We start from the raw sequence: 15,189 nt of genomic DNA, 5'->3' as shown, positions 1-15,189 counted from the left end.
CCGCCCCACGCGGGGGCGGCGCGTCCCGCCGCGGCGTGCCGCTCGGTCAGCCGCGCGCGAGCGCCGCGGCGCCGATGATCCCCGCGTTGTTGCGGTGCACGGCAGGCACGATCGGTGTCTTGATGTCGAGCAGGTGCAGGAACTTGTCGGAGTGCTTCGACACGCCGCCGCCCACGACGAACAGGTCGGGGCTGAAGAGGAACTCGATGTGGCTGTAGTACCACTGCAGACGTTTCGCCCACTGCTCCCACGAGAGGTGATGACGCTCCATCGCGGAGTACGCGGCGTAGGCCTCGGCGTCCTTGCCGTGACGCGCGCGCTGCACATGGCCGAGCTCCGAGTTCGGAACCAGCACGCCGTCGTAGAGGAGCGCCGAGCCGATTCCCGTGCCGAGGGTGGTGAGGATCGTGAGGCCCGACTGGTCCTTCGCCGCTCCGTAGCGGACCTCCGCGACGCCCGCGACATCCGCGTCGTTCGCGAAGTGGATCTCGCGCCCGAGCCCGTCCTCGAAGAACTTCTCGGCCGCGAAGTCGATCCATTCGTCCGACACGTTCGCAGCCGACAGCGTGCGCCCGTTCTTGACGATCGCGGGGAAGGCCACGCCGAGCGGCACGGACGGGTCGTCGGCGACGCCGAGCGTGGAGAGCACCTCGGTGACGGCGGCCAGCACGTCCGGCGGGTGCGCGCCCGCAGGTGTGGCGACCTTCACGCGGTCGCTGACGAGTTCGCCCTTCTCGAGATCGACGATCCCCGCCTTGATTCCGGTACCGCCGATGTCCACGCCGACGGCGCGTGCCGCGTCAGATGCCATGTCGACAGCCTATCGACGCCGACGCGGTCGCTGACGAAGCGGGCGTCAGTAGGATCGTGCTGAGGGCGCCCGGCCCGCGATGCGAGGAGCGTGCACGATGACGAGCGGCAGCGAGAAGTACTGGTACAACCTCAAGACCGGCGAGGTGGAGAAGGGCTTCGAATCGCCCGCGCCGGACCGCGCCGGCCCCTTCGACACTCCCGAGGAGGCGGCCAAGGCCCCCGAGGTCATCAAGGAGCGCTCGCGCGCGTGGGCGGCGGACGAGGCCCGCGAGGACTCGTGGGGCTCCGACACCGTGTCGGGCGACGGCGGCGACGACCAGTAGTCTGGCTTGCGCCCCGCCGTTTCAGGCACCGGGGCTGATCCGGCACCGGAGAGGACGCGATGGACAAGCAGCGTGACTTCGTTCTGAGGACCATCGAAGAACGAGGCGTGAAGTTCGTACGGCTGTGGTTCACAGACGTGATCGGCACGCTCAAGTCCGTCGCCATCGCTCCCGCCGAGGTCGAGGGAGCCTTCAGCGAGGGCCTCGGCTTCGACGGCTCGGCGATCGAGGGACTGACGCGTTCGTACGAGTCCGACCTGCTCGCCCACCCCGATCCCACCACGTTCCAGACGCTTCCCTGGCGCGGTGAGATCGATCCGACCGCGCGCATGTTCTGCGACATCACGACGCCGGACGGGCAGCCGGCGGTCGCCGACCCGCGCCACGTCCTCAAGCGCACGCTCGCGAAGGCCGCGGACGCGGGGTTCACGTTCTACACGCACCCCGAGATCGAGTTCTACCTGCTGAAGTCCTCGTCGTTCGGCACCGACGGCCCCGAGCCGGTCGACTCGGCAGGCTACTTCGACAACGTCCCCGGCGGCACCGCCCACGACTTCCGCCGCCGGTCGGTGCGCATGCTCGAGGACCTCGGCATCTCGGTGGAGTTCAGCCACCACGAGGGCGGCCCCGGTCAGAACGAGATCGACCTGCGCTACGCCGACGCGCTGACCACGGCCGACAACATCATGACGTTCCGCACGGTCATCAAAGAGGTGGCGATCGAGCAGGGCGTGTACGCGACCTTCATGCCGAAGCCCCTCACGGGCAAGCCCGGCAGCGGTATGCACACGCACATGTCGCTGTTCGAGGGCGACGTCAACGCGTTCTACGAAGAGGGCGCCCAGTACCAGCTCTCGAAGGTCGGCCGTCAGTTCATCGCCGGCCTGCTGCGCCACGCGAACGAGATCTCCGCCGTGACGAACCAGTTCGTCAACTCGTACAAGCGCCTGTGGGGAGGCGACGAGGCGCCCAGCTTCATCTGCTGGGGGCACAACAACCGCTCGGCCCTCGTGCGCGTGCCGCTGTACAAGCCCAGCAAGGGCCAGTCGTCGCGGGTCGAGTACCGCGCGCTCGATTCGGCGGCCAACCCCTATCTGTCGTACGCGCTCATGCTGGCCGCGGGCCTCAAGGGCATCGAGAACGAGTACGAGCTGCCGCCCGAGGCGGAGGACAACGTGTGGTCGCTGACGGATGCGGAGCGCCGGGCGCTCGGCTACGCCCCTCTGCCCGCGAGCCTCGACCACGCGCTCGAGTACATGGAGGAGTCGGAGCTCGTCGCCGAGACCCTCGGCGAGCAGGTCTTCAACTATGTGCTCCTCAACAAGCGCCGCGAGTGGCAGGAGTACCGCTCGCAGGTGACCCCGTTCGAGCTCAAGAGCAACCTCGAGATGCTCTGAGACCGGCTGACGCATGTCCGCGAGCGAACGTCCGGCTTCCCTGACTCCGCTCGCACGCCTGGGTTTCAGCCGGCTCACCGACGCCGAAGCTCTGCTCGGCGAACTCTCCGAGCTCACCGATGCGCCCCGCGATGCGCTGCTGGACGGAGCCGCCGATGCGGCCGATCCCGACGAGGCGCTGAACGCGCTGGCGCGGCTCGCACGCCGGGACGCAGCATCCGTCCGCCGCGCCAGCGAGCGACAGGGCGCCTGGCGCGCGCTGTGGGCGCTGCTGGGCGCATCGACCGGCTTCGGCGAGTTCTTCTTCCGCCACCCCGCAGAGCTCGACCAGCTCGAGGGAGCGGGGGAGCGTCTGCCCACGCCCGGCGAACTGCGCTCGGAGCTGCTCGCGTCGGTCGACGCCGTCGACGGGTTCGCGGCGGACGCGGGGGAGAGCGCGTGGGTCGCGCTGCGCGTGCGGTACCGCCGGATGCTCGCGCGCATCGCCGCGTACGATCTCCTGAGCCCGGCGCCCGTCGACGAGGTGGCCGCGGTGTCGGCCCGCCTCGCGGATGCCGCCGGCGCGGCGCTCGAGGCGTCGCTCGCCGTCGCCCGCACCCGTGTCTCGGGGGGCGCCGTCGGGGCGGGGCTCTTTCCGCGCGAGCAGGTGGCGCGCACGAAGCTCGCGATCATCGGCATGGGCAAGACCGGTGCCCGCGAGCTCAATTACGTCAGCGACGTCGACGTCATCTTCGTGGGCGGGGGCGACGACGACGCCGTCGAGGAGTTCGGTGAGAGCCGCATCGTCGACATCGCGACCCGGCTCGCTGTGCAGACGATGCGCGGCATCTCGGGCGTCGAGATCGAGCCGCCGCTATGGGAGGTGGACGCCAACCTGCGTCCCGAGGGCAAGCAGGGTGCGCTCGTTCGCACGCTCGACTCCCACCTGGCCTACTACGACCGCTGGGCGAAGAGCTGGGAGTTCCAGGCGCTGCTGAAGGCCCGGCCCATCGCGGGCGACGAGCAGCTCGCCGAGGCCTACATCGAGGCGGTCCAGCCCAAGGTGTGGACGAGCGCCGCCCGCGAGAACTTCGTCGACAGCGTGCAGCGCATGCGCGAGCGCGTGACCGAGCACATCCCCCCGGCCGACGTCCCCTACCAGCTCAAGCTCGGCCCGGGAGGCATCCGCGACATCGAGTTCACCGTGCAGCTCCTGCAGCTGGTGCACGGCCTCTCGGACGACCGCATCCGCCAGCGCGGCACGCTCGAGGCGCTCGACGCGCTCGTCGCCGAGGGGTACATCGGCCGGGTCGAGGCGTCCGCCTTCTCGCGGGACTACCGCGTGCTGCGGCTGCTCGAGCACCGCGTGCAGCTGCGCCAGCTGCGCCGCACGCACCTGATGCCGTCGCGTCCGGAGGAGCTCAGGGTCCTCGCGCGCGCGACCGGCCTCGCCGACACCGGAGACGGGATCTGGCAGCTCTGGGAGTCGGTCAAGCGCGAGGTGCGCGACATCCACGTCCGGCTCTTCTACCGGCCGCTGCTGTCGGCGGTCGCGGCGCTGCCGGCCGACGAGCGCGTGCTGTCGACCGAGCAGGCGCACGACCGGCTGGCGGCCATCGGCTTCGCCGACCCCGCCGGCGCGCTGCGCCATATCGCCGCGCTCACCACGGGCCTGAGCCGCAAGGCGACGATCCAGCGTCACCTGATGCCCGTCATGATCCGCTGGTTCGCGGACGGCGTCGATCCGGACTACGGGCTCCTCGCCTTCCGCCGGCTCAGCGAGCGGCTCGGCGACACGCACTGGTTCCTCCGCATGCTGCGGGACTCGTCGGGCGCCGCCGAGAGCCTCTCCCGCGTGCTGTCGGGGTCCCGCTACGTGGGGGAGCTCATCGAGTGGATCCCCGAGTCCGCGGCGTGGCTCGATGACCCCGAGCTGCTGCGGCCGCGCTCGGGCGTGGCGCTGCAGCAGGAGGCGCGGGCCATCCAGACCCGCCACCACACGACCATCGACGCGATGCGCGCAGTGCGCGCGCTCCGCCGCCGCGAGCAGCTGCGCGTCGCGATGGGCGCGATCCTCGGCAGCGTCACGATCGAGGAGGTCGCGGATGCCCTGACGACCATCACCGAGGTCACGATCCAGGCGACGCTGCGCGCCGTGCGCCGCGAGATCGTGCCTGCCGAGGACGCCGCCCTCGACTTCTCGGTGATCGCGATGGGGCGCTTCGGCGGCGCCGAACTCGGCTTCGGCTCCGACGCCGACGTCATGTACGTCTACCGCGCGAACGGCGTCGATCCGCAGCGGGCGCACGAGCTCGCCCTCAAACTCGTCGCGGCGCTGCGCACCCACTCCGAGGATCACCGCGTCCCGCTCGAGCTCGACGCCGACCTGCGCCCGGAGGGCCGCAACGGCCCGCTCGCGCGCTCGCTCGACGCGTACGAGGAGTACTACCGGCGATGGGCGCTCTCGTGGGAGGCGCAGGCGCTGCTGCGGGCGCGCGGCGTCGCCGGCAGCGTCAAGCTCATCGGCGACTTCATGGCGCTCGCCGATCGCGTGCGCTATCCCTCTGCCGTCGACCTCGCCGCCACGCGCGAGATCAAGCGGATCAAAGCGCGCGTCGAGAGCGAGCGGCTGCCGCAGGGCGTCGACCCCTCGCGGCACCTCAAGCTCGGTCCGGGTTCGCTCAGCGACGTCGAGTGGCTCGTGCAGCTGCTGCAGCTGCAGCACGCCCACGCCGTGCCCGAGATGCGCACGACGTCCACTCTGGGGGCGTTGCGCGCCGCCGAGAGCGCCGGGCTCATCCCCTCCAGCGCTGCGGACCGGCTCGCCGAAGCCTGGCGCCTCGCGAGCCGCCTGCGCTCGGCCAACACGCTGCTGTCCGGCCAGACGAGCGACGTGCTGCCCGTCGACCGCAAGAAGCTCGACGGCATCGGCCGGCTGCTCGAGTACCCGCCGCGGTCGGCCACGCAGGTCGAGGAGGACTATCTCGGAACGACGCGCCGCGCACGTCGCGTGTTCGAGAAGCTCTTCTACGGCTGACCGGTTGGATGCTGCGACCCGCGCCCGCTCTCGCTCAGGGGCAGTGCGGGATGCCGTCGATGCGGTCGCCCTCCAGCGGGCTGCCGGTGACCGCGGCCACCACGCGGACCGCGCGATCCCAATAGCGGGCGTAGTGGTACGGATCGGCGTTGATCTGCGTCCGGTGCGCGACGAGCGTCGGCTCGACACCCGCGCGATCGGGCACGCGCTCCGCCATGGCCCGGTAGAACACGGTCGCCGCCGTGTAGGGATCCAGCCTCGCCTCTCGCGTTCCCCAGGAGTCCTGCTGCTGGAAGAGCCCGATCGAGGTGGTCCGCGAGCCGTCGGGATTGGTGACGCCGCTCGTCTCCCAGTCGCCGTAGTCGATGTTGCGCAGCGACGATTCGCCCATCGCCGTCATCACGGCGATCGTCTGGTCCCGAGTGTCGAACCCGAGATCCCGTCCGGCGACGAGGATCGTGCAGGCGTTCGTGAGCTGCTCGACCCGGTACCCGGCGACCGTCGACTCGATCTTGGGAGGCGGCGCCGGCGAACGCTCGCTGGGCGCGAGAGCGAGCTCATCCGCCCAGGACATCCGGAAGCTGCCGGCCAGGAGCGCCGCACCGACCAGGAACGCGGCGAAGAAGACCGCCGGCACCGCGATCGCCAGCGCGACGCCGGCACGTCGCGCACGACCGCGCGCGTGCCGCTGCTGAGGCCGGCGGCGCCTGGCGGATGCCCTCTTCCGGCGCGCACGACGACGCGGTTTCGCGGGGGTGGGGCCGGCGGGCATCGATTCGGGTCGCCTTCGGTCGGTGAGCGCGGACGGGCTCGTTCAGCCTAAGCCGCGTCCGGAGACGGTGCGATCCCCTGCAGGAGGAACTCCACGATCTGCTCGCCGAACGATCCGAGTTCGGCCTCTAGATCGCGTTGGAGTTCGGACGTCCAGACGTCGAGCAGGGACTCCACCAGCGTGACGGCGACATCCAGCGGCATACGGCGGAACGCGCCTTCGTCCATACCCTCGCGAAGGATCCGGCGCAGCAGCGACGAGTCGTCGGGGTCTCGCAGCAGGTAGAGGGGCGTGCCGTCCTCGACGCGGTGCGAGACGACGATCTCCACGCCAGCGGTGACCTCCGCCCGATGGCCGTCCACGTACGACAGGTAGGCGCGGGCATACGCGCCGAGCCGCGCGGCGGGGCCGCCCTCGACCACCTCTGCCGCGGCGACCGCCGTCTCCACGCGGCTGAAGACCTCCTCGACGACGCTGAGCATGAGGGCGTCCCTCGACGAGAAGTAGTAGACGATCGCGCTCTTGGCCACACGAGCGCGCGTCGCGATCTCGGCCAGCGATGCCCGGTGGAACCCGATCGCGTTGACGGTGTCGATCGCTGCGGCGATGATCTGCGCCCGGCGTGCGGTCTCGGTGAACGTGCGGGCGCGGGATTCCGACGGCGGCATCCCTTCATCATCCCTGGTGCGGGGGCGTACGGGGCACCATGAATTCGTCGATCAGTCCGGGGGCGGACGCCGCAGCGAGCGCGACGGCATCGGACGCCCGCACGTCGGCCGCCTCGTACGCCCACCACCCCGCCGCCGTCATCGCCGACACCGTGCTGAGCCCCAGCCTGCGCTGGAGCACCGACTGCCGGACCGCGACCGTGCTGACCGCGTCACGTCGCAGGGCGGACGTGGTCCGGCTGAGGAGTCCTGCGCGCACGACGACGTAGGGCCCGGCGACGGTGTGGCCCAGTGCGCGGTTCGCGATCCAGGCGCCCGCCAGCGCGAAGGGGAGGATGCCCAGCGTCGCCCACGGCAGCCAGCCGGGCACCGCACCATGCAGGGCCGGCAGGGTCAGCGCGAGCGCCGGCGTCACACCGATCGCTGTCGCCCACCACAGGCGCCGGCGCAGCGCGGCGGGAGGGTGGGAGGTGAGCGGTGCCGCGAGCGGATCGTGGTCACCGAAGATGTCACCGGCGACCCGTCGCGCGACGCGCACGGGCCCTCGCGGCAGGATCGCACTCGGAGCCGCGGGATCCCAGACGTTGAGGCCGGTGGTGATGAGGTTCGTATCGGCCATGCCCATCCACCGCCACAGCAGGGGCTCGCCGATCGACATGCCGCGCACGCGCGCCTCGTCGCGGTTGACCTCCCTCGTGCTGAGCAGCCCACGCCGCGTGCGGAGGTAGGCGGCATCGCCCGACCGCACCCGGGAAAGCTCGAAGCGCCCGTAGTCGAGCACGAACTTGACGCCCATGCTGATCGCCCCGAACACGCCGACCGCCACCAGGCCGATGAGGACGGCACCCGGCCAGCCGATCGCCTCCCAGTCCACGACGCGTGCGATGATCCCCACCGGATCGACGCCGAACGACGACACGAGCCAGTACGCTCCCCACAGCAGACCGGCCGCCATGAGGTAGGCCCAGATGCTGAACATGTTGTACCAGACCCACGACGGCTGGAAGGTAGCGAGGACCTTCGCCGCCGCCTCAGCCTGGCCGGTCTCCTCGGGCTCCGCGGCCACTGCGGCGTCCGAGCCCGCGCTCGGAGACCGGGTCGCGAGCAGCCGCTGCTGCAGCCGCTCCGCGTCTGCCGCCGACAGGGCGTCGAGCACCAGGGCCGACTCGCCGGCGCCCGTCTGCTGACCGGCGCCGATCGTGACGACGCGCAGCCCCGAGAGCCGGTGGCGGAGCTTCGCGGCCGTGTCGACGCTGCGGACGCGCTCACGGCGGATCGCGCGGTGTCGTCGAACGAAGAGGCCGGTTCGCCGCTCGATGTCGTGATCGGTGATCCGGAAACTCGTGAAGGCCCACCGGAGGATGTCGCCGACCGCGCCGACGACCCCGACCACGGCGATGAACGCGAGCGGCCACAGCACTCCGGACGACGGGTCGAGACCGACGACGCAGATCGCGATCGCGCCGGGAAGGAGCGACAGGATGCTCACGACGACGTCCACCCACACGACGCGTGCGCTCAGCCGCTGCCACTCGGGGTGGCCTTCGGTGACCGCGTTCACGTCGCGTCGCCTTCGGACAGCTCGGCGATCGCCGCCAATCGGGCGGCCGCCTGCTCGGCGGTGCGCCGGTCGAGCCCGCGCACGTCGACGGATCCATACGAGGACGCGGTCGTGACGCGCAGAGTCGAAAGGCCGAACAGCTGCTCGAGCGGGCCGCGCACGGCATCCACCGTCTGAATCCTGGATGTGGGGGAGACCCGCCACTCGACGACGAGCCAGCCGCGGGACGCATACGTGGCGCGTTCGGTGATCTCCCACCGGTGGACGCGATAGCGCCACCACGGTTCGACCGCGACCTTCGCGATCAGCACGAGCGCGAGCACGACGATCGGCGCGACGAGCCAGACCCGGATCGGCTCCCAGAGGGCGGCAGCCGCAATGAGCACGCCGAGCGGGATGCCCGAGGCGAGCGCGCCGCGCAGCATCCACCACCCGATGGCACGCGGATCGATCCTCTGTGCGGGCTGTCGGACCTTCGGCGGGACGGGCGGGACGGGCGGGACGACATCGGCGACGCTCATGTCTGAGAGTCTAGACCGATCGGTTGCAGATTGGTCCGATCGGTCTAAATCTCTCAGAACCCGACACAGAAGGGCCCCGCTTTCGCGGGGCCCTTCTGTGTCGGAGCTGGAACGTCAGACGCCGAAGTACAGCTCGTACTCGAACGGGTGCGGACGCGCGTTGAGCGGCTGGATCTCGTTCTCGATCTTGTACTCGATCCACGTCTCGATCAGCTCGGGCGTGAAGACGCCGCCCTTGAGCAGGAACTCGTGGTCGGCACGCAGCGCCTCGAGCGAGTCGAGCAGCGAGTTCGGCACCTGCGGGATGTTCTTCGCCTCCTCGGGAGGAAGCTCGTACAGGTCCTTGTCGACCGGCTCGTGCGGCTCGATGCGGTTCTGGATGCCGTCGAGGCCGGCCATCAGCTGAGCGGCGAAGGCGAGGTACGGGTTGCCCGAGGCGTCCGGCGCGCGGAACTCGATGCGCTTGGCCTTGGGGTTCGAGCCCGTGATCGGGATGCGGATCGCCGCGGAGCGGTTGCCGGCCGAGTACACCAGGTTGACCGGCGCCTCGTAGCCCTTGACGAGGCGCTTGTACGAGTTGAGCGTCGGGTTGGTGAAGGCGAGCAGCGCCGGCGCGTGCGCCAGGATGCCGCCGATGTACCAACGGGCGAGGTCGGAGAGCTGCGCGTAGCCCTTCTCGTCGTAGAAGAGCGGCTTGCCCTCGAGCCACAGCGACTGGTGGGTGTGCATGCCCGAGCCGTTGTCGCCGAAGAGGGGCTTCGGCATGAAGGTCGCGACCTTGCCCCACTCGTTCGCCACGTTCTTGACGATGTACTTGAACTTCAGGATGTCGTCAGCCGCGTGCACCATCGTGTCGAAGCGGTAGTTGATCTCCTGCTGGCCGCCGGTGCCCACCTCGTGGTGCGCACGCTCGAGGTGCAGACCCGACTCGATGAGGCGGAGGCTGATGTCGTCGCGCAGGTCGGCCGTCTTGTCGACGGGCGAGACCGGGAAGTAGCCGCCCTTGAACGGCGTCTTGTTCGCGAGGTTGCCGCCCTCTTCGGCGCGGCCGGTGTTCCAGGCGCCCTCTTCGGAGTCGACCGAGTAGAAGCTGGAGTTCTGCTTCACCTCGTAGCGGACGTCGTCGAAGATGTAGAACTCGGCCTCGGGGGCGAAGAACGCGGTGTCGGCGATGCCGGTCGAGGCGAGGTACTTCTCGGCCTTCTTGGCGACCTGGCGCGGGTCCTTCGAGTAGATCTCGCCGTTGCGCGGGTTGTAGATGTCGAAGACCATGATGAGCGTCTTCGCCTCGCGGAACGGGTCGAGGTACGCCGTCGACACGTCGGGGATCAGCTGCATGTCCGATTCGTGGATGTTCGCGAAGCCCCGGATGGAGGAGCCGTCGAACAGCTGGCCGACCGTGAAGAACTCTTCGTCGACGGTGGAGGCCGGGATGTTGAAGTGCTGCTGCACGCCAGGGAGATCCGTGAAACGGATGTCGAGGAACTTCACGTCCTCGTCCTTGATGAACTTCAGCACCTCGGATGAATCTTTGAACATGAAGACTCCAGAGGTAGGGCATTCGGATCCGCCCGTGCGGGTCGGGCTCTTTGGCAAGCTACCCGCAGGGCATTGCCCTCCAGTATCACTTGTGTTTCGGGGATGTTACGGCCACCTGGGTACGCTGGGGAAGTGACGCAGAGCACCCAGGACTATCCCGGCGAACGCCTCGGACTGCCCCGCGAGGGCACCGGATCCATCGGCCGACTGGGCCGCCGTGTCGGCGCTCTCTTCCTCGACTACGGCGCCGCCTACCTCATCTCGGGATTCTTCGGATGGGACCCGCTGGCGATCCTCGCGATCTTCGCGGCCATCCAGATCGTGTTCCTCCCGACACTCCAGGGAAGTCCGGGTCACCGCATCTTCGGCCTGCGGCTGGTGCGCCTCGACGGCGCGTGGGTGGGCCTGTGGCGGCCCGTCGTCCGCACGGCCCTCCTCATCCTCGCGATCCCGGCGGTCATCTGGGACGCCGACCAGCGCGGCCTGCACGACAAGGCCGCGGGCACCGTCCTGATCCGCTCCTGAGACGACTGAACCCGGTCGGGCACATCGGGCCGGACCGGGTTCAGACGCGCGCGCTCAGCGCGGACGCGGTGCGCGGACCTTCGTGGGGTCGATGCCCTTCGGGATCGGCAGCGACGTGAGCGACTGCGAGACCGACTCGATGCGCTTGATGACCGCGGCCATCGTGGCGCGGTCGATCTTCGTGGGCAGCGCCTTGATGGTCGGCGTGAGCTTGGAGATCGGTGTCTCGCCCTCGCCGTGGCCCACGTAGAGGACGGTCAGGGGAACGCCCGACGCGACGCGCTGCACCTTCGAGCGCTCGTCGTTCACGAGACGGGTGAGACGGCCGCGGGCGCCCTCGCCCACGATCACGACGCCGCCGCGACCGATCGCGCGGTAGACCGCCTCCTGCGTCTTGGGGTTGATGCCCACCGGCATCTCGCTGGCCTGCCACTTGCGGCCCAGCGACGTCGAGAGGACGTGGCCGGTGGCGCCCGGCATCCCGTCGATCTTCTTGTACATGGCGCGGGTCGACAGGCGGGTCATCGTCATCATCGACGCGAGCACGCCGAGCATGAGGCCGGTCACGCCCCACAGGATGATGCTCCAGACGGCGACCGGCGGGATCAGGAACCCGACTCCGACGCCCGCGGCGATGCCGAGGAGGAGGATGCCGGCCAGCAGGAACGGCAGCCAGCGGAACTCCTTCTGGGTGAAGGTGTACAGGGTGCGGATCTGGGAGAAGAATCCCGGGCCCTTCTCGGGGGCGGAACTGCGCGCGGCCATAGCTTCCAGCCTACCTTTTCGCGAGCTCCTGCTCGGTTCCTCCACAGCGGCGGGCGGACGGCATTCATCCACAGATGCCCGGCCGCCCGGGCGGGTGCCGGGTGCACGGTCGCACAATGGCGTCATGACGTCCGCCGACAGCCCGCTCGGGACCCCGTACCGCGCCATCCGCGCGGTACGGGCACGGGACGACGGCCCCTGGTCAGGCACGCTCGTGCGCACCGCGAGCGGCGAGGCGTACGTGCTGGTCGATGCCGCGGGGCTGGGTCCGCAGTGGCGGGGATGGGATGCTGCACCGGACGGGCATCTGCTGGCTCCCGTCGACGTCGTACGCCGCGTCGACGGGCATGATGCGGTGCTCCCGGTCTGCGCGGAGCGCCTCGAGGAGTTCGTCCGCCGGCGCGCGGGACGGATGCCGCTCGCCCTGGGCGAGGCCGTGACGCTCGGGGTGAGCGTGCTGCGCGGCTGCGCGCAGATCGCCGGGGAGCCCGACGCCGCAGGCGATTGGTGGCTCGACGAGACCGGCAGGCCGGTGCTGGCGACGGATGCCTCGACCCGGCGCGCGTTCGAGGCCTCCGCCGCCGTGCTCGAGCAGGTGGCCGTCGACGCGCAGGCGCAGCGCACGTGGCAGACCGCGCTGCGCGCTCTCGCCGCAGAGCGCATCTCGGTCCACGAACTCCAGGCCGCGGAGGAGGCGCTGTTCACCCTCGCCGAGGCGGAGCCGCTCAGCACGGTCAGCCTGCACCCGCGCCGCGCCACCGACGGCGTCGCCGGCGCGCACGACACGGCCAGGCGGGTCACGGACCTGCCGCATGATCCCGCACCCCGCTCGATGTGGCACACGCTCGTCGCCGGCGTGGACGACGATCTCGCCGACACGGTGTCGCGGGCGACGACCGCGGTGTGGCGCCGGCTGCGGCGCACCGCCGATCGTCCGACAACGGGAGCGCGACGCGCGCCGTGGCTGTTCGGCGGGGCGGTCGCGGTCGCCGTGCTCGCCGGCGGCGCGCTGTGGCCCTCCGCGAGCGGTGTCGCGACGGACGCCGGCCCGGGCGCGTCCACCCGAGCGCCGTCAGAGCCCGCGCAGCCCGCAGAACCTGCGACGAGGGACGCGGACCAGGCCGCGTCCCCGGCGGCGGACGGCGCGGCGCCGGGCCCCGTCGACCTGGCTCGCACGGCCGGCGAGCTCCTGGACGCACGGCTCACGTGCGCCGGCGACGTCGCCTGCCTCGCCGGCGTCACCGTCGACGCGGTTCCGCTGCCTGCCGGCGCCATCGACACGCCCGCCGCCGCCCGCACCGTAACGCTTCTGGACGACTTCGGCGACATCGCGGTGCTGCGGGTCGACGCGAACGACGGCTCCGTACCCCCGCAGATGGTCGTCATCCTCCGCAGAGACGAGAAATGGCTGCTGCGCGACGTCTCGGACGTCGCGCAGCAGCCCTAGCAGCAGGAGCCGCCCTGGATCAGACGCCCAGGTTGCCCTCGAACGCGGCCGCCTCGAGGCGCGTCTTCACGGCGCCGAGGAAACGTGCGGCATCCGCACCGTCGACGACACGGTGGTCGTACGACAGCGCGAGGTACACGTACGAACGAACCGAGATCGCGTCCTTGCCGTCGACCGTCACGACGCCGGGGCGCTTGACGACCACACCGGTGCCGAGGATCGCGGTCTGGGGCAGGAACACGACGGGCGTGTCGAACAGCGCACCGCGCGAGCCGGTGTTGGTCAGCGTGAACGTGCCGCCGGCGAGCTCGTCGGGCTTCAGCTTGTTCTCGCGCGTGCGAGCGGCGAGGTCGGCGATCTCGTGCGCGATCTGGGCGAGGTTCTTGCCCGCCGCGTCGCGCAGCACGGGGGTCAGCAGGCCCCGCTCCGTGTCGACGGCGATCGACAGGTTCTCGGTCGCCGGGTAGACGATCTGGTCACCGTCCACCGTCGAGTTGACGACGGGGTACGCCTGCAGCGCCTCGGCCGCGGCCAGTGCGAAGAACGGCAGGAACGACAGCTTGTCGCCGGTCTTCGCCAGGAAGTCGTTCTTCACCTTGTCGCGGAAGGTCGCGAGCTTGGTGACATCGACCTCGACCACCGTGGTGAGCTGCGCGGTCGACTGCATCGACTCCACGGCACGCGAGGCGAGAACCTTGCGCAGCCGCGACATCGGCTGGGTGGTGCCGCGCAGCGGCGACACCTCGAGCGGCGCGGGCGCGGCGGCGGCGGCCGGCGCGGCAGGCGCCGATGCGGCGGCCTCGGCGGCCTTCAGGACGTCCTCCTTGCGGATGCGACCGCCGACGCCCGTGCCCTTGACCGAGCCGAGGTCGACGCCCTGCTGCTGAGCGAGGCGACGCACGAGCGGCGTGACGTAAGTGATCCCGTCCTCCTCGGCCACGAGTGCCGGGGCGGCGGGAGCGGCCGGGGCCGCGGCGGGCGCCGCAGCCGGAGCAGCCGGCGCCTCCGCAGGGGCCGCAGCGGGTGCTGCGGCAGGGGCAGCAGCCGGCGCCGGAGCCTCCGCGGGAGCGGGCGCAGCAGCCGGAGCCGGAGCAGCGGCCGGTGCCTCGGCCGGCGCGGGCGCGGCAGCGGCAGGCGCCGCACCGGCCTCGCCGACGCGGGCGAGCGCCGCGCCGACGGCGACGGTCTCATCCTCGGCGACCAGGATCTCGGTCAGGACGCCGGCGAACGGCGACGGGATCTCGGTGTCGACCTTGTCGGTCGAGATCTCGAGAAGCGGCTCGTCCACGGCGACCTCTTCGCCGACCTGCTTGAGCCAGCGGGTGACGGTGCCCTCGGTGACGCTCTCGCCGAGTTCGGGAAGGAGCACCTCCTTGCCACCGCCCGCGGGTGCGGCGGGCTGCTCGGCGGCGGGCGCCGGTGCGGCCTCGGCCGGAGCGGCGGGAGCCTCGGCGGCCGGAGCCGGAGCCGGTGCGGCCTCGGCGGGGGCGGCCGGAGCGGCCTCGGCAGCAGCGGCCTCGGGGGCCGGGGCGGCGTCGGGGGTGCCCGAGCCGTCGCCGATCTTCGCCAGGACGGCGCCGACCTCGACGGTCTCGTCCTCCTGCACGAGGATCTCCTCGATCACGCCGCTGACGGGCGAAGGGATCTCCGTGTCCACCTTGTCGGTGGAGATCTCGAGCAGGCCCTCGTCCGCCTGGACCGTGTCGCCGACGTTCTTGAGCCAGCGGGTGACCGTTCCCTCGGTCACGCTCTCGCCGAGAGCGGGGAGGACCACGGATGTGCTCATGAGGATGTCTCCTTCTGAAGAAATATCGGATCTAGCTTAGTGATGGGGCGCGGCCG

At 70.9% G+C, this 15,189-nt stretch carries 13 protein-coding genes; 5 read left to right on the top strand and 8 right to left on the bottom strand.

Annotated elements, in window-relative coordinates; all coding sequences use genetic code 11:
* Positions 1–46: 46 nt before the first annotated feature.
* On the bottom strand, positions 47–811 hold the full coding sequence (gene ppgK, locus ACFC1I_RS02815; RefSeq protein ID WP_376006346.1) for a polyphosphate--glucose phosphotransferase: 765 nt from the start codon (positions 809–811) through the stop codon (positions 47–49).
* Between the two features lie 97 nt (positions 812–908).
* Between ppgK and ACFC1I_RS02810 the strand changes: the two genes are divergently transcribed.
* Genes ACFC1I_RS02810 through ACFC1I_RS02800 form a run of 3 tightly spaced genes read left to right on the top strand, consistent with a single transcriptional unit; the run spans position 909 to position 5,549 of the window.
* Positions 909–1,136 (top strand): SPOR domain-containing protein, encoded by a 228-nt coding sequence (locus ACFC1I_RS02810; RefSeq protein ID WP_376006345.1) that lies wholly within the window; start codon positions 909–911, stop codon positions 1,134–1,136.
* A gap of 59 nt (positions 1,137–1,195) precedes the next feature.
* A complete protein-coding gene (glnA, locus tag ACFC1I_RS02805) occupies positions 1,196–2,533 on the top strand; it encodes a type I glutamate--ammonia ligase (RefSeq protein WP_376006344.1) in 1,338 nt (445 codons plus the stop codon).
* Between the two features lie 13 nt (positions 2,534–2,546).
* Positions 2,547–5,549: a bifunctional [glutamine synthetase] adenylyltransferase/[glutamine synthetase]-adenylyl-L-tyrosine phosphorylase gene (locus tag ACFC1I_RS02800; protein ID WP_376006343.1), complete on the top strand. Its 3,003-nt coding sequence runs from the start codon at positions 2,547–2,549 to the stop codon at positions 5,547–5,549.
* Between the two features lie 34 nt (positions 5,550–5,583).
* Here the strand turns inward: ACFC1I_RS02800 and ACFC1I_RS02795 are convergent, their stop codons facing one another.
* From ACFC1I_RS02795 to glnA (ACFC1I_RS02775), 5 genes are all read right to left on the bottom strand, one after another.
* On the bottom strand, positions 5,584–6,186 hold the full coding sequence (locus tag ACFC1I_RS02795; protein ID WP_376006342.1) for a peptidase M23: 603 nt from the start codon (positions 6,184–6,186) through the stop codon (positions 5,584–5,586).
* A gap of 182 nt (positions 6,187–6,368) precedes the next feature.
* Entirely contained in the window at positions 6,369–6,989 is a 621-nt protein-coding gene (locus tag ACFC1I_RS02790; RefSeq protein ID WP_376006341.1) for a TetR/AcrR family transcriptional regulator, read from the bottom strand.
* A gap of 7 nt (positions 6,990–6,996) precedes the next feature.
* A complete protein-coding gene (locus ACFC1I_RS02785) occupies positions 6,997–8,550 on the bottom strand; it encodes a PH domain-containing protein (RefSeq protein WP_376006340.1) in 1,554 nt (517 codons plus the stop codon).
* Positions 8,547–9,071, bottom strand: coding sequence for a PH domain-containing protein (locus ACFC1I_RS02780; protein ID WP_376006339.1), 525 nt, complete (start codon positions 9,069–9,071; stop codon positions 8,547–8,549). Before ACFC1I_RS02780 ends, ACFC1I_RS02785 begins: the two co-directional genes overlap by 4 nt.
* A gap of 114 nt (positions 9,072–9,185) precedes the next feature.
* Positions 9,186–10,610: a type I glutamate--ammonia ligase gene (gene glnA / locus ACFC1I_RS02775; protein ID WP_376006338.1), complete on the bottom strand. Its 1,425-nt coding sequence runs from the start codon at positions 10,608–10,610 to the stop codon at positions 9,186–9,188.
* 132 nt (positions 10,611–10,742) lie between these two features.
* Between glnA (ACFC1I_RS02775) and ACFC1I_RS02770 the strand changes: the two genes are divergently transcribed.
* Complete coding sequence (locus ACFC1I_RS02770; protein WP_376006337.1) at positions 10,743–11,135, top strand: RDD family protein; 393 nt, start codon at positions 10,743–10,745, stop codon at positions 11,133–11,135.
* Positions 11,136–11,189: 54 nt separating this feature from the next.
* On the opposite strand, the gene ACFC1I_RS02765 is transcribed toward ACFC1I_RS02770, so the two are convergent.
* Positions 11,190–11,900, bottom strand: coding sequence for a DUF4191 domain-containing protein (locus ACFC1I_RS02765; RefSeq protein WP_376006336.1), 711 nt, complete (start codon positions 11,898–11,900; stop codon positions 11,190–11,192).
* Positions 11,901–12,024: 124 nt separating this feature from the next.
* On the opposite strand from ACFC1I_RS02765, the gene ACFC1I_RS02760 reads away from it, so the two are divergent.
* Positions 12,025–13,347 carry a hypothetical protein gene (locus ACFC1I_RS02760; protein ID WP_376006335.1) on the top strand — a complete coding sequence of 441 codons (1,323 nt, stop codon included), beginning with the start codon at positions 12,025–12,027 and terminating at the stop codon, positions 13,345–13,347.
* A gap of 19 nt (positions 13,348–13,366) precedes the next feature.
* Here the strand turns inward: ACFC1I_RS02760 and sucB are convergent, their stop codons facing one another.
* On the bottom strand, positions 13,367–15,133 hold the full coding sequence (sucB, locus tag ACFC1I_RS02755; RefSeq protein ID WP_376006334.1) for a 2-oxoglutarate dehydrogenase, E2 component, dihydrolipoamide succinyltransferase: 1,767 nt from the start codon (positions 15,131–15,133) through the stop codon (positions 13,367–13,369).
* Positions 15,134–15,189: the final 56 nt, after the last annotated feature.

The organism is Microbacterium sp. NPDC056044, assembly GCF_042267145.1.
Classification (GTDB): domain Bacteria; phylum Actinomycetota; class Actinomycetes; order Actinomycetales; family Microbacteriaceae; genus Microbacterium.
Note: the sequence above shows the minus strand (reverse complement) of the source record. Positions and strands in the feature narration are given on the sequence as shown.

Excerpts from the sequence above, each read along its gene's own strand:
- ppgK (WP_376006346.1), bottom strand. The coding sequence starts at position 811 with ATGGCATCTGACGCGGCACGCGCCGTCGGCGTGGACATCGGCGGTACC.
- ACFC1I_RS02780 (WP_376006339.1), bottom strand. The coding sequence starts at position 9,071 with ATGAGCGTCGCCGATGTCGTCCCGCCCGTCCCGCCCGTCCCGCCGAAG.
- sucB (WP_376006334.1), bottom strand. The coding sequence starts at position 15,133 with ATGAGCACATCCGTGGTCCTCCCCGCTCTCGGCGAGAGCGTGACCGAG.
- glnA (WP_376006344.1), top strand. The coding sequence starts at position 1,196 with ATGGACAAGCAGCGTGACTTCGTTCTGAGGACCATCGAAGAACGAGGC.
- ACFC1I_RS02765 (WP_376006336.1), bottom strand. The coding sequence starts at position 11,900 with ATGGCCGCGCGCAGTTCCGCCCCCGAGAAGGGCCCGGGATTCTTCTCC.
- ACFC1I_RS02800 (WP_376006343.1), top strand. The coding sequence starts at position 2,547 with ATGTCCGCGAGCGAACGTCCGGCTTCCCTGACTCCGCTCGCACGCCTG.
- ACFC1I_RS02760 (WP_376006335.1), top strand. The coding sequence starts at position 12,025 with ATGACGTCCGCCGACAGCCCGCTCGGGACCCCGTACCGCGCCATCCGC.
- glnA (WP_376006338.1), bottom strand. The coding sequence starts at position 10,610 with ATGTTCAAAGATTCATCCGAGGTGCTGAAGTTCATCAAGGACGAGGAC.
- ACFC1I_RS02790 (WP_376006341.1), bottom strand. The coding sequence starts at position 6,989 with ATGCCGCCGTCGGAATCCCGCGCCCGCACGTTCACCGAGACCGCACGC.
- ACFC1I_RS02810 (WP_376006345.1), top strand. The coding sequence starts at position 909 with ATGACGAGCGGCAGCGAGAAGTACTGGTACAACCTCAAGACCGGCGAG.